At 60.1% G+C, this 26,126-nt stretch carries 25 protein-coding genes; 16 read left to right on the forward strand and 9 right to left on the reverse strand.

Annotated elements, in window-relative coordinates:
• The first annotated feature begins 155 nt into the window (after nt 1–155).
• The 11 genes from ffh (at nt 156) to AB7M23_RS11320 (ending at nt 9,573) form a co-directional block, all read left to right on the forward strand.
• Nucleotides 156–1,532: a signal recognition particle protein gene (ffh, locus tag AB7M23_RS11270; RefSeq protein ID WP_065759965.1), complete on the forward strand. Its 1,377-nt coding sequence runs from the start codon at nt 156–158 to the stop codon at nt 1,530–1,532.
• A 245-nt stretch (nt 1,533–1,777) separates the two neighbouring features.
• Nucleotides 1,778–2,029 (forward strand): 30S ribosomal protein S16, encoded by a 252-nt coding sequence (gene rpsP / locus AB7M23_RS11275; protein ID WP_065759964.1) that lies wholly within the window; start codon nt 1,778–1,780, stop codon nt 2,027–2,029.
• A 5-nt stretch (nt 2,030–2,034) separates the two neighbouring features.
• The gene (gene rimM / locus AB7M23_RS11280; protein WP_099773676.1) at nt 2,035–2,571 is read left to right on the forward strand and encodes a ribosome maturation factor RimM; all 537 of its coding nucleotides are present in this window, start codon (nt 2,035–2,037) and stop codon (nt 2,569–2,571) included.
• A gap of 3 nt (nt 2,572–2,574) precedes the next feature.
• Entirely contained in the window at nt 2,575–3,327 is a 753-nt protein-coding gene (gene trmD, locus AB7M23_RS11285) for a tRNA (guanosine(37)-N1)-methyltransferase TrmD (protein ID WP_454240842.1), read from the forward strand.
• Nucleotides 3,328–3,369: 42 nt separating this feature from the next.
• Nucleotides 3,370–3,720 (forward strand): 50S ribosomal protein L19, encoded by a 351-nt coding sequence (gene rplS / locus AB7M23_RS11290; RefSeq protein ID WP_065759961.1) that lies wholly within the window; start codon nt 3,370–3,372, stop codon nt 3,718–3,720.
• Between the two features lie 94 nt (nt 3,721–3,814).
• Nucleotides 3,815–4,222, forward strand: a complete 408-nt coding sequence (locus AB7M23_RS11295; protein ID WP_065759975.1) for an acyl-CoA thioesterase — start codon at nt 3,815–3,817, stop codon at nt 4,220–4,222.
• Nucleotides 4,223–4,342: 120 nt separating this feature from the next.
• Nucleotides 4,343–5,239, forward strand: a complete 897-nt coding sequence (gene xerD, locus AB7M23_RS11300) for a site-specific tyrosine recombinase XerD (RefSeq protein ID WP_454240843.1) — start codon at nt 4,343–4,345, stop codon at nt 5,237–5,239.
• 136 nt (nt 5,240–5,375) lie between these two features.
• Entirely contained in the window at nt 5,376–6,107 is a 732-nt protein-coding gene (locus AB7M23_RS11305; protein WP_065759959.1) for a thioredoxin fold domain-containing protein, read from the forward strand.
• A 79-nt stretch (nt 6,108–6,186) separates the two neighbouring features.
• Nucleotides 6,187–7,491 (forward strand): homoserine dehydrogenase, encoded by a 1,305-nt coding sequence (locus AB7M23_RS11310; RefSeq protein WP_102052906.1) that lies wholly within the window; start codon nt 6,187–6,189, stop codon nt 7,489–7,491.
• 27 nt (nt 7,492–7,518) lie between these two features.
• Nucleotides 7,519–8,928 carry a threonine synthase gene (thrC, locus tag AB7M23_RS11315; RefSeq protein WP_065759957.1) on the forward strand — a complete coding sequence of 470 codons (1,410 nt, stop codon included), beginning with the start codon at nt 7,519–7,521 and terminating at the stop codon, nt 8,926–8,928.
• Nucleotides 8,929–9,111: 183 nt separating this feature from the next.
• The gene (locus tag AB7M23_RS11320) at nt 9,112–9,573 is read left to right on the forward strand and encodes a response regulator (RefSeq protein WP_454240844.1); all 462 of its coding nucleotides are present in this window, start codon (nt 9,112–9,114) and stop codon (nt 9,571–9,573) included.
• Here the strand turns inward: AB7M23_RS11320 and AB7M23_RS11325 are convergent.
• Entirely contained in the window at nt 9,537–10,415 is an 879-nt protein-coding gene (locus AB7M23_RS11325) for a TIGR02285 family protein (protein WP_454240845.1), read from the reverse strand. The two genes, AB7M23_RS11320 and AB7M23_RS11325, sit on opposite strands and share 37 nt — an antisense overlap.
• Before the next feature lie 20 nt (nt 10,416–10,435).
• Entirely contained in the window at nt 10,436–11,635 is a 1,200-nt protein-coding gene (locus AB7M23_RS11330) for a CaiB/BaiF CoA transferase family protein (protein ID WP_454240846.1), read from the reverse strand.
• A 143-nt stretch (nt 11,636–11,778) separates the two neighbouring features.
• Between AB7M23_RS11330 and AB7M23_RS11335 the strand changes: the two genes are divergently transcribed.
• From AB7M23_RS11335 to AB7M23_RS11345, 3 genes are all read left to right on the forward strand, one after another.
• Entirely contained in the window at nt 11,779–12,321 is a 543-nt protein-coding gene (locus tag AB7M23_RS11335; RefSeq protein ID WP_454240847.1) for a YaeQ family protein, read from the forward strand.
• A gap of 46 nt (nt 12,322–12,367) precedes the next feature.
• Complete coding sequence (recJ, locus tag AB7M23_RS11340) at nt 12,368–14,077, forward strand: single-stranded-DNA-specific exonuclease RecJ (RefSeq protein ID WP_454240848.1); 1,710 nt, start codon at nt 12,368–12,370, stop codon at nt 14,075–14,077.
• Nucleotides 14,078–14,202: 125 nt separating this feature from the next.
• Nucleotides 14,203–15,309: an NADH:flavin oxidoreductase/NADH oxidase gene (locus AB7M23_RS11345; protein WP_454240849.1), complete on the forward strand. Its 1,107-nt coding sequence runs from the start codon at nt 14,203–14,205 to the stop codon at nt 15,307–15,309.
• Between the two features lie 83 nt (nt 15,310–15,392).
• Here the strand turns inward: AB7M23_RS11345 and AB7M23_RS11350 are convergent, their stop codons facing one another.
• The 7 genes from AB7M23_RS11350 to AB7M23_RS11380 all read right to left on the reverse strand — a co-directional run bounded on the left by AB7M23_RS11350 (nt 15,393) and on the right by AB7M23_RS11380 (nt 23,510).
• Nucleotides 15,393–16,817, reverse strand: a complete 1,425-nt coding sequence (locus AB7M23_RS11350; protein WP_454240850.1) for a gamma-aminobutyraldehyde dehydrogenase — start codon at nt 16,815–16,817, stop codon at nt 15,393–15,395.
• An 18-nt stretch (nt 16,818–16,835) separates the two neighbouring features.
• The gene (locus AB7M23_RS11355) at nt 16,836–17,642 is read right to left on the reverse strand and encodes an ABC transporter permease (protein ID WP_454240851.1); all 807 of its coding nucleotides are present in this window, start codon (nt 17,640–17,642) and stop codon (nt 16,836–16,838) included.
• Nucleotides 17,632–18,582, reverse strand: coding sequence for an ABC transporter permease (locus AB7M23_RS11360; RefSeq protein WP_454240852.1), 951 nt, complete (start codon nt 18,580–18,582; stop codon nt 17,632–17,634). Before AB7M23_RS11360 ends, AB7M23_RS11355 begins: the two co-directional genes overlap by 11 nt.
• 1 nt (nt 18,583) lies before the next feature.
• On the reverse strand, nt 18,584–19,624 hold the full coding sequence (locus tag AB7M23_RS11365; protein ID WP_454240853.1) for an ABC transporter ATP-binding protein: 1,041 nt from the start codon (nt 19,622–19,624) through the stop codon (nt 18,584–18,586).
• A gap of 142 nt (nt 19,625–19,766) precedes the next feature.
• Nucleotides 19,767–20,918 (reverse strand): putative ABC transporter substrate-binding protein YdcS, encoded by a 1,152-nt coding sequence (ydcS, locus tag AB7M23_RS11370; protein WP_454240854.1) that lies wholly within the window; start codon nt 20,916–20,918, stop codon nt 19,767–19,769.
• 89 nt (nt 20,919–21,007) lie between these two features.
• Nucleotides 21,008–22,465, reverse strand: coding sequence for a gamma-aminobutyraldehyde dehydrogenase (locus tag AB7M23_RS11375; RefSeq protein ID WP_454240855.1), 1,458 nt, complete (start codon nt 22,463–22,465; stop codon nt 21,008–21,010).
• A 133-nt stretch (nt 22,466–22,598) separates the two neighbouring features.
• Nucleotides 22,599–23,510: a LysR family transcriptional regulator gene (locus AB7M23_RS11380; protein ID WP_065759944.1), complete on the reverse strand. Its 912-nt coding sequence runs from the start codon at nt 23,508–23,510 to the stop codon at nt 22,599–22,601.
• 168 nt (nt 23,511–23,678) lie between these two features.
• Between AB7M23_RS11380 and AB7M23_RS11385 the strand changes: the two genes are divergently transcribed.
• Together AB7M23_RS11385 and AB7M23_RS11390 are read left to right on the forward strand one after the other, a co-directional pair.
• Nucleotides 23,679–24,362, forward strand: coding sequence for a tellurite resistance TerB family protein (locus tag AB7M23_RS11385; protein ID WP_454240856.1), 684 nt, complete (start codon nt 23,679–23,681; stop codon nt 24,360–24,362).
• Nucleotides 24,363–24,499: 137 nt separating this feature from the next.
• Nucleotides 24,500–26,122, forward strand: a complete 1,623-nt coding sequence (locus AB7M23_RS11390; protein ID WP_454240857.1) for a methyl-accepting chemotaxis protein — start codon at nt 24,500–24,502, stop codon at nt 26,120–26,122.
• Nucleotides 26,123–26,126 lie beyond the last annotated feature (4 nt).

Consider the following 26,126-nt stretch of genomic DNA (forward strand, 5'->3'; position numbering starts at 1 on the left):
AGAACGCGTGCACCAAGGAAGACTGCAAGCCGACGGCCTGGTGTGCTTAGTGCTCAGTCTTCGTTATAATCGTCGGCCTGCCTTCGCCCTAGGCTGGCCGAGCGCGCCAGAGGCAGCTGATAAACCTCGGTTCAACAGAGCCTGAAAGGATCCCCATGTTTGAAAACTTGACCGACCGTCTGTCACAGACGCTGCGCCATGTCACCGGCAAAGCCAAACTGACCGAAGACAACATCAAAGACACCCTGCGTGAAGTGCGCATGGCGTTGCTCGAGGCCGACGTCGCCCTGCCGGTGGTCAAGGATTTCGTCAACAAGGTCAAGGAACGTGCGGTCGGCACTGAAGTGTCGCGCAGCCTGACACCAGGCCAGGCGTTCGTGAAGATCGTCCAGGCCGAGCTTGAAGGCCTGATGGGTGCGGCCAACGAAGACCTGGCGCTCAATGCCGCTCCACCTGCCGTAGTCCTGATGGCCGGCTTGCAGGGTGCGGGTAAAACCACCACCGCCGGCAAGCTGGCGCGCTTCCTTAAAGAGCGCAAGAAAAAGACCGTGATGGTGGTGTCTGCCGACGTCTACCGTCCTGCGGCAATCAAGCAGCTGGAAACCCTGGCCAACGATATCGGCGTGACGTTCTTTCCGTCGGATATCAGCCAGAAGCCGGTAGCTATCGCTGAAGCGGCAATTCGCGAAGCCAAGCTGAAGTTCATCGACGTGGTGATCGTCGATACCGCCGGTCGCCTGCACGTCGACGCCGAGATGATGGCCGAGATCAAGCAGCTGCACGCCGCGGTCAAGCCGATCGAGACCCTGTTCGTGGTTGATGCCATGACCGGTCAGGATGCGGCGAACACGGCCAAGGCCTTCGGTGATGCGCTGCCCCTGACCGGTGTGGTGCTGACCAAGGTCGACGGCGATGCCCGTGGTGGTGCTGCACTGTCGGTGCGTGCGATTACCGGCAAGCCGATCAAATTCATCGGTATGGGCGAGAAGACCGAAGCCCTCGAGCCCTTCCACCCGGACCGTATCGCCTCGCGAATCCTGGGTATGGGTGACGTGCTCAGCCTGATCGAGCAGGCCGAGCAGACCCTCGACAAGGAAAAGGCCGACAAGCTGGCCAAGAAGCTGAAGAAGGGCAAGGGCTTCGACCTCGAAGACTTCCGTGACCAGCTTCAGCAAATGAAGAACATGGGCGGCCTCGGCGGCCTGATGGACAAGCTGCCAAGTATCGGTGGGGTCAACCTGGCGCAGATGGGCAGTGCCCAGGGCGCGGCCGAGAAGCAGTTCAAGCAGATGGAAGCGATCATCAACTCGATGACTCCGGCCGAGCGCCGTGACCCCGAGATGATCAGCGGTTCGCGCAAGCGCCGCATCGCCATCGGTTCCGGTACCCAGGTGCAGGACATCGGTCGCTTGATCAAGCAGCACAAGCAAATGCAGAAAATGATGAAGAAGTTCTCCGCCAAAGGCGGTATGGCGAAAATGATGCGTGGCCTGGGCGGCATGATGCCAGGCGGCGGCATGCCGAAGCTGTAACCTCAAATTCAAGGCGTCGGTCGGGCCTGTTGGGCCTGTACCGATGCACTGGGTTCCGCCATTGGCGGATACAAACGCCGCTGTCAGCAGCGGCACAACTGGCAAATCTGCAAGGCGCCCCTGGGGTCGCCGGAAAAAGGCATTTGCAAAAGTCCGTATATTCCTTGAGAATATGCGGCCTTTCGGGCACCCGTGCCCGCTGTGCATTACAGATTTGCAGCACCGACTACAGGAATGATGTTCACATGGTAACCATCCGTCTTGCCCGTGGCGGCTCCAAAAAGCGCCCGTTCTACCACCTCACCGTGACCAACAGCCGCAATGCGCGCGACGGTCGTTTCGTTGAGCGTATTGGCTTCTTCAACCCGGTTGCTGCCGGTGGTGAAGTTCGTCTGTCCGTGAACCAAGAGCGCGCCACCTACTGGCTGAGCCAAGGTGCACAGCCGTCTGAGCGTGTTGCTCAGCTGCTGAAGGACGCTGCTAAGGCTGCTGCCTGAGCAGTATGAACGCGACGCCAGAAAGTGCTGATGACCTGATCGTTGTTGGCAAGATTTTTTCGGTTCACGGCGTTCGCGGCGAGGTGAAGGTTTATTCCTTTACCGATCCGATTGAAAACCTGTTGTCGTACCGTAACTGGACGCTTCGTCGTGACGGTTCGGTAAAACAGGTAGAGCTGGTCAGTGGCCGTTCCACTCAAAAGGACCTGGTCGCGAAGCTCAAGGGGCTCGATGATCGTGATGAAGCGCGTCTTCTGAGCGGTTATGAGATTTGCATCTCACGTAGCCTTTTGCCCAACCTGACCAACGGCGAGTACTACTGGTACCAGCTGGTGGGTCTGAAAGTCATCGACCAACTCGGGCAACTGTTCGGGAAGATCGATCACCTGTTGGAGACCGGCGCGAACGATGTAATGGTGGTCAAGCCCTGTGCTGGCAGCCTGGATGATCGCGAGCGGTTGTTGCCCTATACAGAGCAATGCGTGCTGGCTATCGACCTGGGTGCAGGTGAAATGAGGGTGGATTGGGACGCGGATTTCTAAGCAATGGCGAGCCTGCGCGTAGAAGTCATCACGTTGTTCCCCGAGATGTTCTCGGCCATCAGTGAGTACGGCATTACCAGCCGCGCGGTGAAACAGGGGTTGTTGCAACTGACCTGCTGGAACCCGCGGGACTACACCACAGATCGTCACCATACGGTGGATGATCGGCCGTTTGGCGGTGGTCCGGGGATGGTAATGAAGATCAAGCCTCTGGAAGATGCCTTGGTGAATGCCAGGCAGGCAATCGGGGGGGCGGCGAAGGTTATTTACCTGTCGCCACAAGGCCGTAGGCTGACTCAGTCGGCGGTTAAAGACCTGGCCAAGTCTGAATCGTTGATTCTGATTGCCGGTCGTTATGAAGGCATTGACGAGCGTTTTATTGAAGCTCATGTCGATGAAGAGTGGTCGATTGGTGACTATGTCCTGTCTGGCGGCGAGCTGCCGGCGATGGTACTGATCGATGCGGTTACGCGGCTGCTGCCCGGAGCTTTAGGGCATGCGGACTCGGCGGAGGAAGACTCCTTCACCGATGGTCTGCTTGATTGCCCGCATTACACCCGTCCGGAGGTGTATGCGGATCAGCGTGTTCCCGACGTGTTGCTAAGTGGCAACCATGCACACATCCGGCGATGGCGTTTACAGCAGTCCCTTGGGCGGACCTATGAACGACGCGCCGATCTTCTGGAAAGTCGCTCACTTTCTGGAGAAGAGAAGAAGCTGCTCGAGGAGTATCTCCGCGGGCGGGACGATAGTTAACGTATCGATGGTAGATCCGACGATTTACCTTAGGAGCACAGCATGACCAACAAAATCATTCAGCAGATCGAAGCTGAGCAGATGACCAAAGAGATCCCGACCTTTGCCCCGGGCGACACCATCGTCGTTCAGGTGAAAGTGAAGGAAGGTGATCGCGCTCGTCTGCAGGCTTTCGAAGGCGTTGTTATCGCCAAGCGTAACCGTGGTCTGAACAGTGCTTTCACTGTTCGCAAGATCTCCAACGGTGTTGGCGTTGAGCGTACTTTCCAGACCTACAGCCCGCAAATCGACAGCCTGGCCGTGAAACGTCGTGGTGACGTGCGTAAAGCCAAGCTGTACTACCTGCGCGACCTGTCCGGTAAAGCCGCTCGCATCAAGGAAAAACTGGCTTAAGTCCAGTTTGACCGGCGGCTGCGGCCGCCATGCGAAAAAAGCAGCCTTCGGGCTGCTTTTTTGTTGCCCGAAATTTTTCCAAAATGTGATGTTGATGAGTAGTAGAGAGCAGGAAATCGAGCGTCGTACCGAATTGTCGGTGACCCGTGTAACCAAGGCGGTATTCCCGTCGACCACCAACCACCACAACACCTTGTTCGGTGGCACCGCGCTGGCCTGGATGGATGAAGTGTCGTTCATCGCGGCCACGCGTTTTTGCCGGTTGCCGCTGGTTACCGTCTCCACTGACCGTATCGATTTCAAACACCCGATCGCGGCGGGTTCGATTGTTGAGTTGGTGGGGCGAGTGGTCAAGGTGGGTAACACCAGCCTCAAGGTTGAAGTTGAAGTCTTTGTCGAGAGCATGACCTGCGATGGGCGTGAAAAGGCTATCCATGGCCTGTTCAGCTTTGTTGCGATAGACGAGGAGAAGCGCCCGGTTCCTGTACTGCCAGGGTTCTAGCTGAGGCCTGGGGGTGCAGGCTGACGCATGCAGCGTTTGTTCATTCGGGTTTCCCAGGCTGGCAGTGTTATGGAAGACTAAAGGCATTACGTTGTTTCGTTTGCCTGCCATCGAGTTCACATGCCCGCTCTAGAACACCCGCTGATTGACCAGTTCCTCGATGCCCTGTGGTTGGAAAAGGGCCTGGCCGACAATACCCGTGAGTCCTATCGAAGCGACCTGGCGTTGTTTAACGGCTGGCTTCAGGAAAAAGGCATTGCGTTGCCTGATGCTGGCCGAGAGTTGATTCTCGATCATTTGGCCTGGCGCCTCGATCAGGCTTACAAGCCGCGTTCGACAGCGCGGTTTCTATCGGGCTTGCGTGGCTTCTACCGTTACCTGTTGCGGGAGAAGCTGATTGCTACCGACCCTACATTGTTGGTGGAGATGCCACAGTTGGGCAGGCCACTGCCCAAGTCGCTATCGGAAGCTGATGTCGAAGCGCTGCTGAAGGCCCCCGACCTCAGCCAGCCTATTGGCCAGCGTGACCGTGCCATGCTCGAAGTGCTGTACGCCTGTGGTTTGCGGGTGACCGAGCTGGTCAGCCTGACCCTTGACCAGGTCAACCTGCGCCAGGGGGTATTGCGGGTGATGGGCAAGGGCAGCAAGGAGCGCCTGGTGCCGATGGGGGAGGAGGCGGTGGTGTGGGTCGAGCGGTTTTTGCGTAGCGGCCGCAATGAGCTGCTGGGTGAGCGTCCTAGCGATGTGCTGTTTCCGAGTCAGCGCGGTGAGCAGATGACCCGTCAGACGTTCTGGCATCGGATCAAGCACCAGGCGCTGGTCGCCGGGATCGACAAGGCATTGTCACCGCATACCTTGCGCCATGCGTTTGCCACCCATTTGCTCAATCACGGCGCAGACCTGCGCGTAGTGCAGATGCTGTTGGGGCACAGCGACCTGTCGACCACGCAAATCTATACCCACGTGGCCAGGGCACGCTTGCAGGAACTGCATGCACAGCATCACCCGCGGGGTTGAGGGCATATGTCGTACACAGTCGGAGTGGCGCGGCTTCTGTGGTAGGCTTGGACGGTTTAGCTTTTCAGGCGATGGCCCCGCGTGTTTCCAGCACGGTCTGGCTGTCCAGAGCCCTTGTCCGCCTTCAGGAGTTCCCATGCGCGTGACCCAGATTTTTGCCGCCGCCGCACTGGCGTTGGTCAGTACCTTTGCCGCGGCTGCCGATGAGGCCGAGCAGACCATTCGCAAGACCCTGCAGTCGCTTGAGCTGGATGTGCCAGTGGAGAGCGTTGCGGCCAGCCCGCTCAATGGCCTGTATGAGGTCAAGCTCAAGGGCGGCCGTGTGCTCTATGCCAGTGCCGATGGCCAGTTTGTCATGCAGGGCTACCTGTTTCAGATCCAGGATGGCAAGCCGGTCAACCTGACCGAGAAAGCCGAGCGCCAGGCAATCGCCAAGACCATCAACGGCATTCCAGCCGGGGAAATGGTGGTTTATCCTGCGGTTGGCCAAGCCAAGTCGCACATTACCGTTTTTACCGACACCACCTGCCCGTACTGCCACAAGCTGCACGCCGAAGTGCCTGAGTTGAACAAGCGCGGTATTGAAGTGCGTTATGTTGCTTTCCCGCGTCAGGGCCTTGGCTCACCGGGCGATGAGCAGTTGCAGGCGGTCTGGTGTTCCAGCGACCGCAAGGGCGCACTGGACAAGATGATCGACGGCAAGGAAATCAAGGCGGCCAAGTGTGCCAACCCGGTCAGCAAGCAGTTCCAGCTGGGTCAGTCGATCGGCGTCAACGGTACACCAGCCATCGTGCTGGAGAACGGTCAGGTGATTCCAGGTTACCAACCAGCTGCGCAAGTAGCCAAGCTGGCGTTGGCCGACAAGTAATTCAATCGCGAGCCGCGACCTGAGGTCGTGGCTGTTTTCACGACCGGCCTCATGCCGGTCGTTTAATGGGGAGTTCACAGTGAAACCGGTCAAAGTAGGCATCTGTGGGTTGGGGACCGTCGGTGGCGGTACCTTCAATGTACTTCAGCGTAACGCCGAGGAGATTGCCCGCCGCGCCGGGCGTGGAATCGAAGTGGCACAAATTGCCATGCGTTCGCAAAACCCGAATTGCCAGATTACCGGTACCCCCATTACCGCTGACGTGTTCGAGGTCGCGAGCAACCCTGAGATTGATATCGTCATCGAGTTGATCGGCGGTTACACCATCGCCCGCGATCTGGTGCTCAAGGCCATCGAGAATGGCAAGCACGTGGTCACCGCGAACAAGGCGCTGATCGCAGTGCATGGCAACGAGATTTTCGCCAAGGCCCGCGAGAAGGGCGTTATCGTCGCCTTCGAAGCTGCCGTTGCAGGCGGCATTCCGGTGATCAAGGCGATTCGCGAAGGCCTCTCGGCCAACCGCATCAACTGGGTTGCCGGGATCATCAACGGCACCGGTAACTTCATCCTCACCGAAATGCGCGAGAAAGGCCGTGCATTCCCTGATGTGCTGGCCGAAGCCCAGGCATTGGGCTACGCCGAAGCCGATCCGACCTTCGACGTCGAAGGTATCGACGCGGCGCACAAGCTGACCATTCTGGCGTCCATCGCCTTTGGTATTCCGCTGCAGTTCGACAAAGCCTATACCGAAGGCATCACCAAGTTGACCACGGCTGACGTCAACTACGCCGAGGCACTGGGCTATCGCATCAAGCACCTGGGCGTGGCCCGCAGCACTGCCAATGGTATCGAGCTGCGCGTCCATCCGACCCTGATTCCGTCGGACCGCCTGATCGCCAATGTCAACGGCGTGATGAACGCTGTGATGGTCAATGGCGATGCGGCGGGTTCGACCTTGTTCTACGGCGCGGGTGCCGGCATGGAGCCGACCGCCTCCTCGGTTATTGCCGACCTGGTGGACGTGGTTCGTGCCATGACCTCGGACCCGGAAAACCGTGTGCCGCACCTGGCGTTCCAGCCAGACTCGCTGTCTGCTCACCCGATTCTGCCGATCGAAGCCTGCGAAAGTGCTTACTACTTGCGTATTCAGGCCAAGGATCATCCGGGCGTGCTGGCCCAGGTGGCGAGCATCCTGTCGGAGCGCGGTATCAATATCGAATCGATCATGCAGAAGGAAGTCGAGGAACACGACGGCCTGGTACCGATGATCCTGCTGACTCACCGAGTGCTCGAGCAGCGTATGAACGACGCCATCACCGCGCTGGAAGCCCTGCAGGATGTCGTGGGCAACGTGGTGCGTATTCGCGTCGAACAACTGAACTGAGCAGTCTTTGCGTTAGAGGAATAGGTCATGCGTTACATCAGTACCCGCGGCCAGGCACCGGCCCTGAATTTTGAAGACGTGTTGCTGGCAGGTCTCGCCAGCGATGGCGGCCTGTACGTGCCTGAGAACCTGCCACGCTTCACCCAGGAAGAGATCGCTTCCTGGGCTGGTCTGCCGTACCACGAACTGGCATTCCGAGTGATGCGCCCGTTCGTCACCGGCAGCATTGCCGATGCCGATTTCAAGAAGATTCTCGAAGAAACCTACGGTGAGTTCGCCCACGCAGCCGTTGCTCCGCTGCGTCAGCTGAACAGCAACGAGTGGGTGCTTGAACTGTTCCACGGCCCGACCCTGGCATTCAAGGATTTCGCCCTGCAACTGCTGGGTCGCCTGCTTGACCACGTTCTGGTCAAGCGCGGCGAGCGCGTGGTGATTATCGGTGCTACCAGCGGCGACACCGGCTCGGCCGCTATCGAAGGTTGCCGTCGTTGCGACAACGTCGATATCTTCATCCTGCACCCGCACCAGCGTGTTTCCGAGGTTCAGCGCCGCCAGATGACAACCATCTTCGGTGAGAACATCCACAACATCGCCATCGAAGGTAACTTCGATGACTGCCAGGAAATGGTCAAGGCCAGCTTCGCTGACCAGGGCTTCCTCAAGGGCACGCGCCTGGTTGCCGTGAACTCGATCAACTGGGCGCGGATCATGGCCCAGATCGTCTACTACTTCCACGCTGCCCTGCAGTTGGGCGGCCCGGCGCGTTCGGTTGCCTTCTCGGTGCCAACCGGTAACTTCGGTGACATCTTCGCCGGCTACCTGGCACGTAACATGGGCCTGCCGATCAGCCAACTGATCGTCGCGACCAACCGCAACGACATCCTGCACCGCTTCATGAGCGGTAATCAGTACGTCAAGGAAACCCTGCACGCGACCCTGTCGCCGTCGATGGACATCATGGTTTCGTCGAACTTCGAGCGTCTGCTGTTCGACCTGCATGGTCGTAACGGTGCGGCCATCGCTGAGTTGATGGACAACTTCAAGCAGGGCGGCGGTTTCAGCGTCGAGCAGGATCGCTGGACCGAAGCGCGCAAGCTGTTCGACTCGTTGGCGGTCGACGACGCGCAAACCTGCGAAACCATCGCTGACGTCTTTGCCCAGACCGGTGAAGTACTCGACCCGCACACCGCTATCGGCGTCAAAGCCGCTCGTGAGTGCCGTCGTAGCCTGGACACTCCGATGGTGGTTCTGGGCACAGCGCACCCGGTCAAGTTCCCGGAAGCGGTAGAGAAGGCGGGTGTTGGCAAGGCACTTGAGCTGCCCGCTCACCTGGCCGATCTGTTCAGCCGTGAAGAGAAATGCACGGTGTTGGCGAATGACCTGAAGGCTGTACAAGCCTTCGTCAGCCAGCATGGCAATCGCGGCAAGCCGCTGTAATCGGCTGATCCGAGAAGAGAAAAACCCGTCATTTGACGGGTTTTTTTTCGCTCGTGTTTATGGTGAGTTGATTGTGGACTTATCCCGGCAGTGTTTCGGAATTGTCCTATGGGATGTCTGTGAGGGGTTTTCTAGAGTGTACCCGCGTGTTCGACCGATCACGCCTGCTACAGGAAAACCGCCATGCAAACCCTTAAAGTACTGGTGCTTCAAGAGCAGCCCTTTCAGCTGATGGCATTGCATCAAATGCTCAACGCCAATGGGGTGTTCAACGTGCTCACCGCTGACACCCTGGCATCAGCCATGGACGTACTGACGCGTTGCAAGCAGGTCGACCTGTTGATCTGTGATGACGCCATGTCTGAGCAGGCGAGTGAGGCATTGCTGGCGTACCTGCTCGATCACTCGGGCGTCAGGGCGCTGCTCGTTGTCGGTGAGCTAGATCCTACGTCACCCAACAGCCTCTGCAGCAGGGCGCGCGCGCAAGGGGTATGGGTGTTGGGTGGCCTGCCATGGCCTGTTACGGTGCCGGCGCTGGACCAGCAGTTGCGTCGCTACCGTGAAGGGTATTCATGTGGCAGCGCACGGCCCCAGTCGCTCATGTCGACTCAAGGCGTCTGCGCCGCAGCGTCTGCTGCCCGCTGATCGAAAAAGTGCCGGGCGTGATTCAGGTAGCTGTCGCGCAGCTCCGGATCCAGCCAGCGGGCGTAGGCTGTTGGCATCAGGTCCTGACGCAGTGACTGCAGCAACTGATCAATGTGCTTGATGGCCTCGTTACCTTGCGGGGTATCTGAACAGCCGACGTGGGTGAACTGATAGCGTGGGAGGCCTTTGAGCGGGTATACCGTCAGGTGGTCCGCGTTCAGTTGCTGCTCTTTGCTCAGGTAGCGGATTTCCGGCAGATAGCCCAGTAACAGGTGCAGGCGCCCTAGATGCTGCATCTGCAGCAGGTTGGTCACGGCATCGTTGCCATAGTGTCGACTCAGGGTCTCCTGAGGCGCGGCTTTCAACATGTCATCGATGACCGGGCCGTAGCTGCGTTCGGCGACGATGCCGAGTTTGAGCAAGCGACTGGCAAGCAGCGCTTCCAGGTCGACCTTGCCATCCTTGAGAAACGGCGTGATCAGCGAGGCGTCCTGTTTGCGCACCACCAGGCCGTTACTCAATGCGCCGAGGTTCGGGATTGAATACGTTACATAGCGGTCGCGTTCAGGTGTCCAGATCAACGTCGGGTCGCAGGTGAAGGTCGGCGCTTGCAGCATTTGCAGGGCACGTGCGCGGTTCACCCTGAGGATACTGTGATCGTACTCGGGCATATTGGCGATCAGCTCTTTGAGTAACAGGTCGACCACACCCTGGCCTTTCTGTGGGCCTTCAAAGATTGTCAGTGGCGGAAGGTCGCGCAGTAGCCAAATCAGCGTTTCCTTGGCCCAGGCGGAAGTCGGCAGGGCAATGCCGAGCAGTATGCCCAGCACAGCGCCGAGCATGCTCCGTTTGCGCGCCCTGTTCAGACCGCGCCCTGCTCGCGCAGGCGGGCGACCGCCTGTGGGTCATAGCCCAGGTCGTTCAGCAGGGCATCGGTATGGGCGCCCAGCTCGGGGCCCACCCAATCGCTTGAGCCGGGCGTTTCGGACAGTTTGGGCACGATGCCAGGCATCTTGAAGGGCTTGCCATCGGGCAGCTTGGCCTGTAGGAACATCTCGCGAGCGAGGAATTGAGGGTCGCTGAACATGTCTTCGGCAGAGTAGATGCGGCTGGCGGGCACCTGTGCATCGTTCAGCGTCTGCATCAGGGCGTCCAGTGGCAGGCTCTGGGCCCAGCGGTCGATCACACCATAGAGTTCGTCACGGCGCAGGTCGCGGCCATCGTTGCTGGCCAGTGCCGGATCGTCGGCCAGGTCGTCGCGCCCAATCGCGTGCATGAAGCGCTTGAAGATCGCATCGCCATTGGCGCCGATCTGTACGTGCTTGCCGTCGGCACTGGTATGGATCGATGACGGTGTGATGCCGGGCATGATGTTGCCGGTGCGTTCACGAATGAAACCGAACACGTCGAACTCCGGGACCATGCTTTCCATCATGGCAAAGATGGCTTCATACAGCGCAACGTCGACCACTTGGCCCTGGCCGCCATTGACTTCGCGATGACGCAGGGCCATCAGTGCGCCAATCACGCCCCACAAGGCGGCGATGGAGTCGCCGATGGAGATGCCGGTGCGTACAGGCGGGCGGTCCTCGAAACCGGTGATGTAGCGCAGCCCGCCCATGGACTCGCCGACGGCACCGAAGCCGGGTTGGTCTTTCATCGGGCCGGTCTGACCGAAGCCGGAAAGCCGCACCATGACCAGTTTCGGGTTTAGTGCATGCAGGGTATCCCAGCCCAGCCCGAGCTTTTCCAGTACGCCGGGGCGGAAGTTCTCGATCAGGATGTCTGCGTCGCTGAGCAACTGCTTGAGGATGCCCAGGCCTTCGGGGTGTTTCAGGTTCAGTGTCAGCGACTTCTTGTTGCGTGCCTGCACGAACCACCACAGCGAGGTTCCTTCATACAGCTTGCGCCATTTGCGTAACGGGTCGCCGCCATCCGGGGACTCGACCTTGATCACCTCGGCGCCGAACTCGGCGCAGATACGCGAGGCAAAGGGGCCGGCGATCAGGGTGCCAAGTTCGATGACTTTCAAGCCGGCGAGTGGTTTGCTGGGCGTAGACATTAGGCATCCGTTGCAACTGGGCAGAGCACTGTTTTTATCACAGCTGTGCGACGACAGATACTGCTCTGGCGCAGGTTTGTAAGGGACTGGGTGTCGAGATCGGTTAGACTGGGCGACTTTCTTTTTTCGCAAGAAGCCCGTTCATGGCCCAGCCGTCCACTACCTACAAGTTTGAACTGAATCTTACTGACCTCGATCGCGGTGTGTATGAAAGCGTCAAGCAGACCATCGCCCGCCATCCTTCGGAAACCGAAGAGCGCATGGCCGTACGCCTGCTGGCTTATGCCTTCTGGTACAACGAGCAGTTGGCGTTCGGCCGAGGCTTGTCGGACGTCGACGAGCCGGCACTCTGGGAAAAGAGCCTGGATGATCGCGTCCTGCACTGGATTGAAGTTGGTCAGCCAGATGCCGAACGCCTGACCTGGTGCTCGCGACGCACAGAGCGCACCAGCCTGTTGGCCTATGGCAGCTTGCGTGTCTGGCAAACCAAGGTCGTCGATGCGGTCAAGGGGCTGAAAAACGTCAACATCGCAGCGGTGCCCCAGGACGTGCTGGAGACGCTGGCCACGGACATGCCTCGTGCAATCAAGTGGGACGTGATGATCAGTGAAGGGACCATTTTCGTCACCGATGATCGCGGTCAGCATGAAGTTCAGTTGGAGTGGCTGCTCGGCGAGCGCGTCTGAGCCCACCCTTCGTTTTCCCGAATGCCAGAGAAGCCCTTTTAGCCCCATGCGTATCGAACCGCGGCCCTTGCCGACCACATTGCCGTTCCTTGGCGATCTGCCACCCCTGTTGACCCGTTTGTACGCTGCGCGTGGCGTGCAGTCCGAGGCCGAGCTGGATAAAAGCCTGGCGCGCCTGTTGCCGTACCAGCAGATGAAGGGCATTGATGCGGCGGTCGACCTGCTGGTCGAAGCCCTGGAGCAGCGCCAGCGTATTCTGATTGTCGGTGACTTCGATGCCGACGGCGCCACCGCCAGCACGGTGGGCATACTCGGTTTGCGTTTGCTGGGGGCGGCCCACGTCGATTACCTGGTGCCCAACCGTTTCGAGTTCGGTTACGGCCTGACCCCGGAAATCGTTGCAGTAGCCCTCGAGCGTCAGCCTCAGTTGCTGATTACCGTGGACAACGGCATCTCCAGTGTCGAGGGCGTGGCGGCAGCCAAGGCCGCGGGGCTCAAGGTATTGGTGACCGATCACCATTTGCCCGGCAACGAACTGCCGGCAGCGGATGCCATCGTCAACCCGAACCAGCCGGGCTGCACCTTCCCGAGCAAGGCATTGGCCGGGGTGGGGGTGATCTTCTATGTGCTGATGGCGCTGCGGGCGCGGCTGCGCAGCCTCGGGCATTACGCCAACCGGCCGCAGCCGAACATCGGCGAACTGCTTGATCTGGTGGCCCTGGGCAGCGTCGCCGACGTTGTGCCACTGGATGCGAACAACCGCATTCTGGTGCATCAGGGCCTGGAGCGCATCCGCGCCGGGCGGGCCCGGCCTGGGCTCAAGGCCATTCTGGAAGTGGCCCGACGTGACCATCGGCGTATTACCTCGACTGACCTTGGGTTCATTCTTGGGCCACGGCTCAATGCGGCCGGGCGTCTGGATGACATGAGCCTGGGCATTGAATGCCTGCTCAGCGAGGATGCGGGCCAGGCGCAGGAAATGGCTACCCAACTTGACGAGTTGAACCAGGACCGCAAATCCATCGAGCAGGGCATGCAGCGTGAGGCGCTGGCCCAGCTCAAGGACTTGCCACTGGAGTCGATGCCGTTCGGCCTGTGCCTGTTCGAGCCCGACTGGCACCAAGGCGTCATCGGTATTCTCGCCTCGCGACTGAAGGAGCGTTACCACCGCCCGACCATCGCCTTTGCCGATGCCGGTGAGGGCATGCTCAAGGGCTCGGCCCGCTCGGTGCCGGGGTTCCATATCCGCGATGCACTGGACGCGGTAGCTGCTCGTCATCCACAGTTGATCAGCAAGTTCGGTGGCCACGCGATGGCGGCCGGTCTGTCATTACCGGCAGAACACTTTCCGGCGTTCGCTCAGGCCTTTGATGAGGAAGTGCGTCGGCAATTGCGTGAAGACGACCTGACCGGTCGGTTGTTGTCCGACGGCAGCCTTTCGGCGGAGGAGTTTCACCTGGAGCTGGCGCGGGCGTTGCGTCATGCCGGCCCATGGGGGCAACACTTCCCTGAACCGCTGTTTCACGGGGTGTTTCAACTGGTCGAGCAGCGGGTGGTGGGGGAGCGCCACCTGAAAGTGGTGCTCAAGAGTGAGTGTGGCTCGGTCAAGCTCGACGGTATTGCCTTTGGCATTGATCGGGATATCTGGCCCAACCCTACCGTGCGTTGGGTGGAGCTGGCCTACAAACTCGACCTTAACGAGTTCCGAGGGCAGGAAACCGTGCAATTGATGATCGTCCATATGGAGCCGCGCTGATTGCAGGGAGCAAAGTGGTCTAGGCTCTAAAAAGGGTTGATCGGGTCGAAGAGCCTGCGGGGAAGATTCTGTGGTCGGCCGATCAATGCCTCTGGAGCCTTACCACTTAATTTGAGAGGTGCCCCATGAGCTTGCTGCTTGAGCCCTACACCCTGCGCCAACTGACCCTGCCCAACCGAATCGCCGTATCACCCATGTGCCAGTATTCGGCCGCGGATGGGCTGGCCAATGACTGGCATCTTGTACATCTGGGGAGCCGCGCGGTCGGCGGTGCCGGGTTGGTCTTTACTGAAGCGACTGCGATCACCGCCGAAGGCCGGATCACCGCTCAGGACCTTGGCCTGTGGAACGATGCACAGATCGGCCCATTGCAACGTATTACCCGGTTCATAACGGCCCAAGGCGCGGTACCCGGCATTCAGCTGGCGCATGCCGGACGTAAGGCCAGTACCCATCGGCCCTGGCTTGGCAAGCGTGGCAGCGTCAAACCCGAAGACGGTGGCTGGGTACCGGTGGGGCCGTCGAAAATTGCCTTCGACCCTGAGCACACCGCCCCCAGTGAATTGAGCGTGGCGCAGATTCACGAGGTGATTCAGGCCTTCGTCAGTGCGGCCAAGCGTGCGTTGACGGCCGGCTTCAAAGTGGTCGAGGTGCATGCCGCCCATGGTTATCTACTGCACCAGTTCCTGTCGCCCTTGAGCAATCAGCGCCGTGATGAGTACGGCAGCAGCTTTGAAAACCGAATTCGCTTGACGCTGCAGGTCACCGAAGCTGTCCGTGAGGTCTGGCCCCGTGATCTGCCCGTATTCGTAAGGGTGTCGGCCACTGATTGGGTCGAGGATGGCTGGAACCCGGATGAAACCGTCGAATTGGCCAGACGCTTGAAAGCCCTGGGGGTCGATTTGATTGATGTGTCCTCCGGCGGGACCTCCGTACATGCCGAAATCCCGATCGGGCCAGGCTACCAGACCCGATTCGCCGAGCGGGTACGCAAGGAGTCGGAAATCGCTACAGGCACAGTGGGCATGATCACCGAGCCGGCTCAGGCCGAACATATCCTGCGCACCGGTCAGGCCGACATTATCCTGCTGGCCCGAGAGCTGCTGCGCGATCCTTATTGGCCGCTGCATGCCGATGATGACCTGGGCGGTAACAAGGCGGTCTGGCCTGCACAATACCAGCGAGCCACCAGCCGCGAGCAGCCGATTCACGAGTCAGATTTGCGCGATTGAAGGCGAGCCTTCATCGTCGATGCTCTGGAAAACATCGCAGGCAAGCCCGCTGCTGCCATTTGGGCTTGCCTGCGATTGGGCGATCAGTGCTTGAACATCACATGGCGAATGCAGGTGTAGTCCTCTAGCCCGTACATCGACATGTCCTTGCCGTACCCGGACAGCTTTTGCCCGCCGTGCGGCATTTCACTGACCAGCATGAAGTGGGTGTTCACCCAGGTGCAGCCGTACTGAAGGCGTGCCGAGATACGGTGTGCACGGCCCACGTCGGCGGTCCAGAGTGAGGAGGCCAGGCCGTAGTCGGAGTCGTTGGCCCAGGCCACTACTTGTGTTTCATCCTCGAACCGGGTCACGGAAACCACTGGGCCAAACACTTCACGGCGGACGATTTCATCGTCCTGCTGGGCGTCGGCCAGTACGGTTGGCTCGAAGAAGAAACCATGGCCAGGCACTGATTTGCCGCCCGTGATCAGACGGATATGTGGCTGGGCAATCGCGCGCTCGACGAAGCCGGCAACGCGTTCACGGTGCTGGGCGGTGATCAATGGGCCGAGTTCGGTACTGGGGTCGCCTTGCTTGCCGTACTTGATGGTGGACACCGCCTTGCCGAGTTTCTCGACAAAACGTTCATAGATACCGCTCTGGGCGTAGATGCGGCAGGCGGCAGTGCAGTCCTGGCCTGCGTTGTAGAAGCCGAACGTGCGGATGCCTTCGACGGCGGCATCGATGTCAGCGTCGTCAAAGATGATGACCGGTGCCTTGCCGCCCAGTTCCATGTGCATGCGTTTCACGCTGTCGGACGTGCTGGAAATGATGTTGGCGCCGGTGGCAATGGAGCCGGTCAGCGAGACCATGCGCACTTTCGGGTGAGTCACCAGCGGCGTGCCGACACTCGGGCCACGGCCAAACAGGATGTTGAGGACCCCTGCCGGAAAGATCGGGGCGGCCAGTTCGGCCAGGCGCAGGGCCGTCAGAGGGGTCTGCTCCGAGGGCTTGAGCACCACGGTATTGCCGGCGGCCAGCGCGGGGGCGATCTTCCAGGCGACCATCATCAGCGGGTAGTTCCACGGAGCGATGGAGGCAACAACACCGATCGGGTCGCGACGGATCATCGAGGTATGCCCCGGCAAATACTCGCCCGCCGCCGAGCCGCTCAGGCAACGGCTGGCACCGGCGAAGAAGCGGAACACATCAGCAATGGCCGGGATCTCGTCATTCAGGGCCGCGTGGTACGGTTTGCCGCAGTTGTCCGACTCCAGTTTTGCCAGCTCGCCACCATGCGCTTCGATGGCATCGGCCAGTTGCAGCAACAGGTGTGAGCGGTCTTTCGGCGTCGTCTGCGACCAGCTTTCAAAGGCCAGGTCTGCCGCGCGGACGGCGCTGTCGACCTGCGCTTCGCTGGCTTCATTGATTTCTACCAGCACGCTGCCCTGTGCCGGGTTGATCACTGGGTAGGCGCTACCTTCGCCGGCAACCAGTTGGCCGTTGATCAGCAGTTTGGTTTGCATGTTCGAGTCCTCCAGGAGTTATTTGCCGCTGCCGGCAACGCTTTCGCCGCCGCGGGTCAGGTAGTAGGCGCCAAGGATCGGCAGCATGGTCACCAGCATCACCAGCATTGCAACGACGTTAGTGACAGGTACATCGCGTGGCCGGCTGAGCTGATTGAGCAGCCAGATCGGCAGGGTGCGCTCATGGCCGGCGGTAAAGGTGGTGACGATGATTTCATCGAACGACAGGGCAAAGGCCAGCATCCCGCCAGCCAACAGGGCTGAACCCAGGTTGGGCAGAACGATGAAGCGGAAGGTCTGCCAGCCATCGGCACCCAGGTCCATGGACGCCTCGATCAGGCTTTGCGAGGTTCGGCGCAGGCGAGCGATGACGTTGTTGTAGACGATCACCACGCAGAAGGTGGCGTGGCCAACCACGATGGTGAAAATGCCCGGTTCGATGCCCAGGCGCTTGAACGCGGAGAGCAGGGCTATACCGGTGATGATGCCAGGCAGGGCAATCGGCAGGATCAGCATCAGCGAGATGCTTTCCTTGCCAAAGAAACTGCGCCGGTACAGGGCCGCCGAGGCCAGGGTTCCCAGTACCAGGGCAATCAGGGTGGCCATGCAGGCGACCTGCAACGAGAGCTTGATCGACTCCAGCACGTCGGGGCGCGAGAACGCCACGCTGATCCACTTCAGGGTGAAGCCCTTAGGTGGAAAACTGAAGGCGGCGTCTTCAGTGTTGAAGGCGTAGAGGAAGATGATCAGGATCGGGAAGTGCAGGAACACTAGCCCGCCCCAGGCGGCCAGGCGCAGGCCCAGGGACGCTTTTTCAGAGTGCATCGAAGGCCCCCAGTCGTTTGACGATGGACAAGTAGATGGCAATCAGCACGATTGGCACCAGGGTAAAGGCTGCGGCCATCGGCATGTTGCCGATAGCGCCTTGCTGGGCATACACCATGCTGCCAATGAAGTAGCCGGGCGGGCCGACCAGTTGCGGCACGATGAAATCGCCCAGGGTCAGCGAGAAGGTGAAGATCGAACCGGCGGCAATGCCCGGTATCGACAGCGGCAGGATGACCTGCATGAAGGTTTGCCGGGGTTTGGCGCCCAAGTCCGCCGAGGCTTGCAGCAATGAGGGCGGCAGGCGTTCCAGCGATGCCTGGATCGGCAGGATCATGAACGGTAGCCAGATGTAGACAAACACCAGAAAACGGCCCAGGTGCGAGGTCGACAGGGTGCTGCCGCCAACGCCCGGAATACCGAGGATGACATGCAGTACCGGCTCCAGATTCAGTTGCTGAATGAACCACTGGGCAACCCCGCCCTTGGCCAGCAGCAGGGTCCAGGCATAGGCCTTGACGATGTAGCTGGCCCACATGGGCATCATCACGGCAATGTAGAAAAAGGCCTTGGTCTTGCCACTGGTATAGCGCGCCATGTAGTAGGCAATCGGGAATGCCACCACTGCACTGGCCAAGGAGACCGCGACGGCCATACCCAGGGTGCGCAGGATGATGTCGAAGTTTGACGGGTTGAACAGGGCGGTGAAGTTCGCCAGGGTCAGCTCGGGGGTGACCGCCATGGTGAAGTCGTCGAAGGTGTAGAACCCTTGCCAGAGCAACGTCAGCAGTGAACCCAGGTAAATCGCTCCGAACCAGATCAGTGGCGGCACCAGCAGCAAGGCCAGGTACAGGTTCGGCCGTCGGTAGAGCAGGTTGGAGAAGCGTCGCAGCGCAGGCTCGTGTTGTGCGGGCGCCTGTTTATCCAGGGTCAGGCTCATCTTACTGGCCCTCGTGCAACGCGGTTTCCTGCAGGGCGGTCATGGCCTCGCGGGCCCAGCGCGCGGTCAGGCGTTGGCCAGGCTGAAAGACCGGCGACTGGGCTTGCCACTGGTTATTGGCCTGGCTTACCGCCAGGGTCTGGCCGCTGTCCAGCGTCAGTTCGTAGCGGGTGGCGCTGCCCTGATACTGAATGTCATGAAGCAGCCCGCTGACCTGCACCTCATGGCTGGCCAAGGGGCCTTCGCCGAAGCGGATATGTTCCGGGCGAATGGAGAACGGCAGGTTGCTGCCATTGAGCTGTTGGGCCAGCTCGCCACGGACCACGTTGGAGGTGCCGACGAACTCGGCGACGAACGTGGTGGCCGGCTGCATGTAAAGATTGCGCGGGGTATCGACCTGTTCGATGCGCCCTCGGTTGAATACGGCTACGCGATCAGACATCGACAGTGCTTCGGTCTGATCGTGGGTGACGAAGATGAAGGTAATGCCTAACTGACGCTGGAGCTTCTTCAGCTCACTCTGCATCTGCTCGCGCAGCTTCAGGTCGAGGGCGCCCAAGGGTTCGTCGAGCAACAGTACGCGCGGCCGGTTGACCAGGGCGCGGGCCAGGGCCACACGCTGGCGTTGACCACCGGACAGTTGCGCCGGTTTGCGCGCGCCGTAGCCCCCCAGCGCGACCATGGCCAAGGCTTCTTCGGCGGCGGCGTGGCGTTCGTTTTTTGAGACGCCTTTGACCTTCAGGCCGTAGGCGACGTTATCGAGAACGTTCATGTGCGGGAACAGGGCATAGTCCTGAAACACCGTGTTGACGTCACGCTGATAGGGCGGCAGGCCGGCAGCCTCCACGCCGTGTATGCGAATCGAGCCGGCACTGGGTTGTTCGAAACCGGCGATCAGTCGCAAGCAGGTCGTCTTGCCTGAGCCGGACGGGCCCAGCATGGAGAAGAACTCGCCGTCCTGAATATCAATGGAAACCCGGTCTACGGCCTTCACTTCGCCGAACAGACGGGAAACGTGGGTGAACTGGACTGCAAGCGTCATGGTGCGGTGCTCCGGATAGGCGTAAGGGCGCGCAGCGCGCCCAAAGCCTGGACTGCTGAAATCGATGTAAGGTGTCTCTCAAGGCTTTGACCTTGCCGGTGCAGGGTTATTACTGCACCGGCAAGGTCGGCACTTGAAGCTGTCAGCGACCGCCCATGATCGCGATGTAGTCTTGAGTCCAGCGGCTGTAAGGCACGAACTTGCCACCTTCGGCCTGTGGGGTCTTCCAGAAGGCGATCTTGTCGAACTGGTCGAAACCGTTGGTTGCACAGCCTTCTGCGCCCAGCAGTTCACTGGCCTTGCAGGCTGCAGGGACGGCGGGCAGCGAGCCGAACCAGGCCGCTACATCGCCCTGGACCTTCGGTTGCAATGACCAGTCCATCCACTTGTACGCGCAGTTGGGGTGCTTGGCTTCGGCATGCAGCATGGTGGTGTCCGCCCAGCCCGTGGCGCCTTCCTTGGGAATGGTCGAGGACACAGGCTGTTTCTCGGCTTTCAGGCCGTTGACCATGTAGCCCCACGAGCTGGAGGCAACCACACCTTCGTTTTTCACATCGCTCATCTGGACGGTTGCGTCATGCCAATAGCGGTGAATCAGCGGTTGCTGCTGACGCAGCAGGTCAAGCACGGCCTTGTACTGGGTTTCGGTGAGTTCATAGGGGTTCTGAATACCCAGTTCCGGTTTGGCCGATTTCAGGTAGAGCGCCGCGTCGGCAATGTAGATGGGGCCGTCGTAGGCCTGGACCCGGCCCTTGTTGGGTTTGCCGTCTGGCAGGTTCTGTGGCTCGAACACCACGCTCCAACTGGTCGGGGCCTGCTTGAACACATTGGTGTTGTACATCAGCACGTTCGGGCCCCATTGGTACGGGGTGCCATAGACTTGCTTGTTGACCACATACCATGCGCCATCTTTCAGGCGCGGATCGAGGTTCTTCCAGTTGGGGATCAGTGCGGTATTGATAGGCTGTACGCGTTTGCCAACGATCAGGCGCAGGGAGGCATCGCCCGATGCGGTGACCAGGTCGTAACCGCCTTTGGCCATCAGGCTGACCATCTCGTCGGAGGTCGCGGCGGTTTTCACGCTGACCTTGCACCCGGTCTCTTTCTCGAAACCGGTTACCCAGTCGTAGTTCTTGTCACTTTCGCCGCGTTCGATGTAGCCGGGCCAAGCGACGATATCCAGTTGGCCTTCACCCGCACCAACAGCCTTGAGTGGTTCGGCCGCTTGCAGGCTGGCACTGGCCAGCAGCGCGGTAGCCAAGGAACTGAGCACTGCAGTCTTGTTCACGAACATGGTTATCCCTCTTCTTTAAATTATGGTCGGGGCAGTAGTGAAGGCGTTATCTGATCTACTTCTTATAAGCGTAGTGCGGTTCTGCGGGTCTAACCCCATGGTTCGCCCTGGCGGGCCATGATGTGCCGGACCACGCTGTAGTCCTGCAGCGAGTCGCTGGACAGGTCCTTGCCGTACCCGGAGCGCTTGAGCCCGCCGTGAGGCATTTCGCTGACCAGCATGAAATGGCTGTTGATCCAGGTGCAGCCATACTGCAGCCGAGCCGCAACCTGCAGGGCCTTATCCAGGTTCTGCGTCCATACCGATGAGGCCAGGCCGTATTCGGAGTCGTTGGCCCAGTCCACGGCCTGGGACAGTTCGTCGAAGCGGGTAACGGTCACCACTGGGCCGAATACCTCACGCTGGACAATTTCGTCGGTCTGTTTGCAGCCGGCCAGCAGGGTCGGCTGGTAAAAGAAACCTGGCCCGGAATGCACCGCAGCCCCAGTGATGCGTTCGATGTGGGGCTGGCTCAGGGCGCGCTCGACGAAGCTTGCGACCCGGTCCCGCTGGCGGATACTGATCAGTGGGCCGATCTCGTTGTCGGCATCGCGCTTGCCGGCAAAGCGTACGCTGGAAACGGCGCTGCCGAGCTCGCTGACCAACCGATCATGGATACCGGCTTGAGCATAGATGCGACAGGCCGCGGTACAGTCCTGGCCTGCATTGTAGTAACCGTAGGTGCGTACAGCCTCGACGACGGCCTTGAGGTCGGCATCGTTGCAGACGATCACCGGTGCCTTGCCGCCCAGTTCCAGGTGCGTGCGCTTCAGGGTTTTGGCGGCGCTCTGGAGGATTTTCTGGCCGGTGACGATATCGCCGGTCAACGACACCATGCGTACCGCCGGGTGGCTGACCAAGTGGCTGCCAACCCCTTCGCCACCGCCACAGACAATATTCAGTACCCCGCGTGGCAGGCGTTCTGCCAGCGCCGGGGCCAGTGCCAGGATCGACAGTGGTGTGTGCTCGGAAGGTTTGAACACCACGGTGTTGCCGGCGGCCAGCGCAGGCGCGATCTTCCAGGCGGCCATCATGATCGGGTAGTTCCATGGCGCAATCGAGGCGACCACACCGAGTGGATCACGGCGCACCATGCTGGTGTAGCCGGGCAGGTACTCACCGGCCAGTTGACCGGTCTGGCAGCGCACGGCCCCGGCGAAGAACCGGAACACGTCGATGGCGGCCGTCAGGTCGTCCTGGCGTGCCAGATGCAGGGGTTTTCCGCAGTTCAAGGCGTCAAGGCGCGCCAGCAGGTCTGCCTGCGCTTCGATGGCATCGGCAATCGAGAGCAGGGCGCTGGAACGTTGCTGTGGCGTTGTGCGGGCCCAGCCAGCAAATGCGCGTTGAGCCGCCTGAATGGCCTGCTCGACCTGCTCGGTGCTGGCGTCGGCAACCTGGGTCAGCACCTCGCCGGTCGCAGGATTGATGATTGCTTCGGCCCGACCGTGACCGGCCACCTGTTCGCCGTCAATCAGCAGATGGGTGAGCAGTGGGGGCGTGCCAGCCATAGTGCGAGTTCTCTTTTGTTCTGTCGGTGCCAAGTGCTTCGTCGGGAAGCCTGGGGCCTTGCGTGCTCGTCACAGAGAGACTAGTGGCCATGAGCTAGGTCTACAAATTCTAAATACTGAAGGCTGCGTTCGATTAAATAGATGGCTTGCGCCCGGAGGGTTGTTCACGGGCCACGGTGAGAAAGGGGTCGACCAAGGCCGGCCTTGCCGTGCCTCGGCGCCAGGCCAGACCGACGTCGAGGGTCTGGTTGAGGTCTGCCAGGGGGCGGGCCTCGATAATGTCGCCCTCCAGCGACCAGGGGCGGTAGGTCATGTCCGGTTGTATCGAAACCCCCAGGCCGGCCGCGACCAGGCTGCGCACCGCTTCGGTGGATGCAGTGCGAAGGCTGATGTTGGCCTGCAGGCCGGCACCCGCCCAGATGCGCTGGGCATTACGCTCCATTTCATCGACGTTGAGCTGGATCAGCGGTTCGCGGGCAACGTCGGCCAGGCTGATGCTGTCGTGTTCGAGCAGAGGGTGACGCGCGGGCAGCCAGAGCCTGTGGGGGGAGTGGGTAAGGACTTCAGTCTGCAGGGCCAGGCGGTCTTCAAGGTTGGACAGGATCAGTACCCCGACATCAATTTCACCGTTGACCAACAGGTGCTCGATGTAGGGGCGTTCATCCTCGGTCACGCGGATATCGACATTCGGGTAGGCCCGCTGGAAGCGGGTCAGCAGGTCGGCCAGGTAGTAACCGGCGACCAGGCTGGTTACGCCAATGGTCAGCTGCCCGGCAACCTGATCGGTACTCTGCTGCAGGCTGCGCTTGGCATTGTCGACCGTGGCGAGGATCAGGTGGGCCTGACGCAGGAACTGATGGCCCTGATGGGTCAGGGTCATTCCCTTGGCGTGCCGACTGAACAGGCTGACGCCGATGTCCTGCTCCAATTGCTGGATCGCCAGGGTCAGGGTTGATTGGGAAATGAACGCGGTTTGAGCGGCGGCGGAAATGGACCCGGTTTCAGCGACGGCGATGAAATGGCGGATCTGGCGCAAGGTCATCATGGCGTTGGCTTTTATGAGTTTTTATGGGATTGGTGAGTCTATATCGTTTTTATCAATAGGCGTGTTTTGCCTCGGGTGCAACATCCAGAAGCAAATACACCGGTATGCAAGAAAGCTGATCGGCTTAATCTGGACCGCAGTTTTTCGTCCCTCTCTTGGAGGTTGTGAATGGATACCCGTGGCTTGCTCGACCAACTACTCAAATCCGGCAAGGACCTGTTGCAGAACCAGGCTGGCAATGTGACAGCCGCAAAGGCAACCAAGAGCGGCGGGCTTGGCAGCTTGCTCTCGGGCGCCGGAGGTGGCGCGCTGGCTGCCGGAGCCATGGGTTTGTTGCTGGGTAACAAGAAGGCGCGCAAGTATGGTGGCAAGGCGTTGACCTATGGCGGTTTGGCCGCCCTGGGTGTGCTGGCCTACAAGGCGTATGGCAACTGGCAGGCCAGTCAGGCCTCGGCACCGAAGGGCGAGCCGCAGACCCTTGATCGGCTGCCTCCTGCGCAGGTCGAACAGCACAGCCAGGCGATCCTCAAGGCGCTGGTGGCGGCAGCCAAGGCCGATGGGCATGTCGATGAGCGCGAACGTGCACTGATCGAGGGTGAGTTCGTCAAACTGACGCCGGATCAGGCATTACGCCAATGGTTGCATGCCGAGCTGAACAAACCCCTTGATCCGGCGGATGTTGCTCGTGCAGCCAGTACGCCGGAAATGGCCGCTGAAATGTACATCGCCAGTGTCATGCTGGTGGATGAAGAGCATTTCATGGAGCGCGCCTACCTCGATGAACTGGCCAGGCAACTGGGGCTCGACCCGGCATTGAAGCAGGCACTGGAGGCACAGGTTCGCGAGGCCTGAGGTCAAAAAGTATGGGCTGATTGCCACTATTTATGACTTTCAGCCAGTTCAATGCGCTATGTCAGCCGCAAAAGCGACGAGTGGCGGGCTATAATCCGCCCATTTTTCCGCTCGCGTAGAACACTTGAGGGCTGACTGTGAATAATTGGACACTGCGCCAACGGATCCTGGCGAGCTTCGCCGTGATCATCGCCATCATGTCGCTGATGGTGGTTGCTGCCTACTCACGGCTGGTGACGATCGAGTCCGGTGAGGAGGATGTGCGTGCCAACAGCATCCCGGGTGTCTACTACAGTTCGATGATTCGTGGCGCCTGGGTCGATAGCTACGTGACCACCCAGCAGTTGGTTGGGTTGAGTGACAACCGTGAAATCACCAGTGCTGACATGGCGCTCTACAAAAGCTTCGACGAGCGCGTGAAGCAACACATGGCCAGCTACCAGGCAACCATTGAGGACGCTGAGGAAAAAACCAATTTCGAGGAATTCGCGCGCCTTGAACAAGCGTACCGGGCTACCCTCGACAAAGTGCTTGATGCCTATCGCGGCAAAAACTACCCAGAGGCACGGCGTCTGTTGGAGCTGGAGCTGACGCCTGCCTGGATGAATGGCCGTAAAAACCTGACTGCAGTGATCGAGCGTAGCCGTCATATGGCCGAAGATGCGACGTCGTCGATCGTCAGCGCCGTGTCTACCGCCAAGGTCAGCATGATCATTTCGTTGTTGATGGCGATTGTGGCAGCCACCGTCTGCGGTCTGGTGCTGATGCGTGCGATCAGTACGCCGATGCAACTGATTGTTCGCGCTTTGGATGGGCTGCGCAGTGGTGACCTCAGTGTGCGCCTGGACCTGCACCGCAAGGATGAGTTCGGTGCGGTGGAAACCGGTTTCAACGACATGATGGTCGAGTTGACCAATCTGGTATCCCAGGCCCAGCGTTCTTCGGTGCAGGTGACCACCTCGGTGACTGAAATTGCCGCCACCTCCAAGCAGCAGCAAGCTACGGCGACGGAAACTGCAGCGACGACCACTGAAATTGGTGCTACGTCACGGGAAATCGCCGCCACCTCGCGCGACCTGGTGCGCACCATGACCGAGGTGACCAGCGCTGCCGATCAGGCCTCCATCCTGGCCGGTTCCGGGCAGCAGGGCCTGGCACGCATGGAAGAGACCATGCTTCAGGTCATGGGGGCTGCGGACCTGGTGAACAACAAACTGTCGATCCTCAATGAGAAGGCCGGCAATATCAATCAGGTGGTCGTGACCATCGTCAAGGTGGCCGACCAGACCAACCTGCTGTCGCTCAATGCGGCGATTGAGGCCGAGAAGGCGGGCGAGTATGGTCGCGGCTTTTCGGTGGTGGCTACGGAAGTGCGCCGTCTGGCCGATCAGACCGCCGTGGCGACCTACGATATCGAGCAGATGGTGCGGGAGATTCAGTCGGCGGTTTCGGCAGGGGTCATGGGCATGGACAAGTTCTCCGAGGAAGTCCGCCGCGGCATGTTTGAGGTGCAGCAGGTCGGCGAGCAGCTCTCCCAGATCATTCAGCAGGTTCAAGCCCTTGCACCGCGTGTATTGATGGTCAATGAAGGCATGCAGGCCCAGGCCACAGGCGCCGAGCAGATCAATCATGCGTTGGTTCAGTTGGGTGATGCCAGCAGCCAGACAGTGGAGTCGCTGCGCCAGGCCAGTTTTGCCATTGACGAGCTTAGCCGGGTCGCGAGTGGCCTGCGTGGCGGCGTTTCACGGTTCAAAGTCTGACACG

The sequence above is a fragment of the Pseudomonas sp. HLS-6 TE3448 genome, from assembly GCF_053629555.1.

What these genes read in the sequence shown, in the direction of transcription:
- AB7M23_RS11305 (WP_065759959.1), top strand. Translation starts at nt 5,376, where the DNA reads ATGCGCGTGACCCAGATTTTTGCCGCCGCCGCACTGGCGTTGGTCAGT.
- AB7M23_RS11330 (WP_454240846.1), bottom strand. Translation starts at nt 11,635, where the DNA reads ATGTCTACGCCCAGCAAACCACTCGCCGGCTTGAAAGTCATCGAACTT.
- AB7M23_RS11380 (WP_065759944.1), bottom strand. Translation starts at nt 23,510, where the DNA reads ATGATGACCTTGCGCCAGATCCGCCATTTCATCGCCGTCGCTGAAACC.
- AB7M23_RS11295 (WP_065759975.1), top strand. Translation starts at nt 3,815, where the DNA reads ATGAGTAGTAGAGAGCAGGAAATCGAGCGTCGTACCGAATTGTCGGTG.
- ffh (WP_065759965.1), top strand. Translation starts at nt 156, where the DNA reads ATGTTTGAAAACTTGACCGACCGTCTGTCACAGACGCTGCGCCATGTC.
- trmD (WP_454240842.1), top strand. Translation starts at nt 2,575, where the DNA reads ATGGCGAGCCTGCGCGTAGAAGTCATCACGTTGTTCCCCGAGATGTTC.
- rimM (WP_099773676.1), top strand. Translation starts at nt 2,035, where the DNA reads ATGAACGCGACGCCAGAAAGTGCTGATGACCTGATCGTTGTTGGCAAG.
- AB7M23_RS11355 (WP_454240851.1), bottom strand. Translation starts at nt 17,642, where the DNA reads ATGCACTCTGAAAAAGCGTCCCTGGGCCTGCGCCTGGCCGCCTGGGGC.
- AB7M23_RS11335 (WP_454240847.1), top strand. Translation starts at nt 11,779, where the DNA reads ATGGCCCAGCCGTCCACTACCTACAAGTTTGAACTGAATCTTACTGAC.
- ydcS (WP_454240854.1), bottom strand. Translation starts at nt 20,918, where the DNA reads ATGTTCGTGAACAAGACTGCAGTGCTCAGTTCCTTGGCTACCGCGCTG.
- xerD (WP_454240843.1), top strand. Translation starts at nt 4,343, where the DNA reads ATGCCCGCTCTAGAACACCCGCTGATTGACCAGTTCCTCGATGCCCTG.
- AB7M23_RS11360 (WP_454240852.1), bottom strand. Translation starts at nt 18,582, where the DNA reads ATGAGCCTGACCCTGGATAAACAGGCGCCCGCACAACACGAGCCTGCG.
- AB7M23_RS11375 (WP_454240855.1), bottom strand. Translation starts at nt 22,465, where the DNA reads ATGGCTGGCACGCCCCCACTGCTCACCCATCTGCTGATTGACGGCGAA.
- AB7M23_RS11350 (WP_454240850.1), bottom strand. Translation starts at nt 16,817, where the DNA reads ATGCAAACCAAACTGCTGATCAACGGCCAACTGGTTGCCGGCGAAGGT.
- AB7M23_RS11385 (WP_454240856.1), top strand. Translation starts at nt 23,679, where the DNA reads ATGGATACCCGTGGCTTGCTCGACCAACTACTCAAATCCGGCAAGGAC.
- AB7M23_RS11320 (WP_454240844.1), top strand. Translation starts at nt 9,112, where the DNA reads ATGCAAACCCTTAAAGTACTGGTGCTTCAAGAGCAGCCCTTTCAGCTG.
- AB7M23_RS11325 (WP_454240845.1), bottom strand. Translation starts at nt 10,415, where the DNA reads ATGCTCGGCGCTGTGCTGGGCATACTGCTCGGCATTGCCCTGCCGACT.
- rpsP (WP_065759964.1), top strand. Translation starts at nt 1,778, where the DNA reads ATGGTAACCATCCGTCTTGCCCGTGGCGGCTCCAAAAAGCGCCCGTTC.
- AB7M23_RS11345 (WP_454240849.1), top strand. Translation starts at nt 14,203, where the DNA reads ATGAGCTTGCTGCTTGAGCCCTACACCCTGCGCCAACTGACCCTGCCC.
- rplS (WP_065759961.1), top strand. Translation starts at nt 3,370, where the DNA reads ATGACCAACAAAATCATTCAGCAGATCGAAGCTGAGCAGATGACCAAA.
- recJ (WP_454240848.1), top strand. Translation starts at nt 12,368, where the DNA reads ATGCGTATCGAACCGCGGCCCTTGCCGACCACATTGCCGTTCCTTGGC.
- thrC (WP_065759957.1), top strand. Translation starts at nt 7,519, where the DNA reads ATGCGTTACATCAGTACCCGCGGCCAGGCACCGGCCCTGAATTTTGAA.
- AB7M23_RS11365 (WP_454240853.1), bottom strand. Translation starts at nt 19,624, where the DNA reads ATGACGCTTGCAGTCCAGTTCACCCACGTTTCCCGTCTGTTCGGCGAA.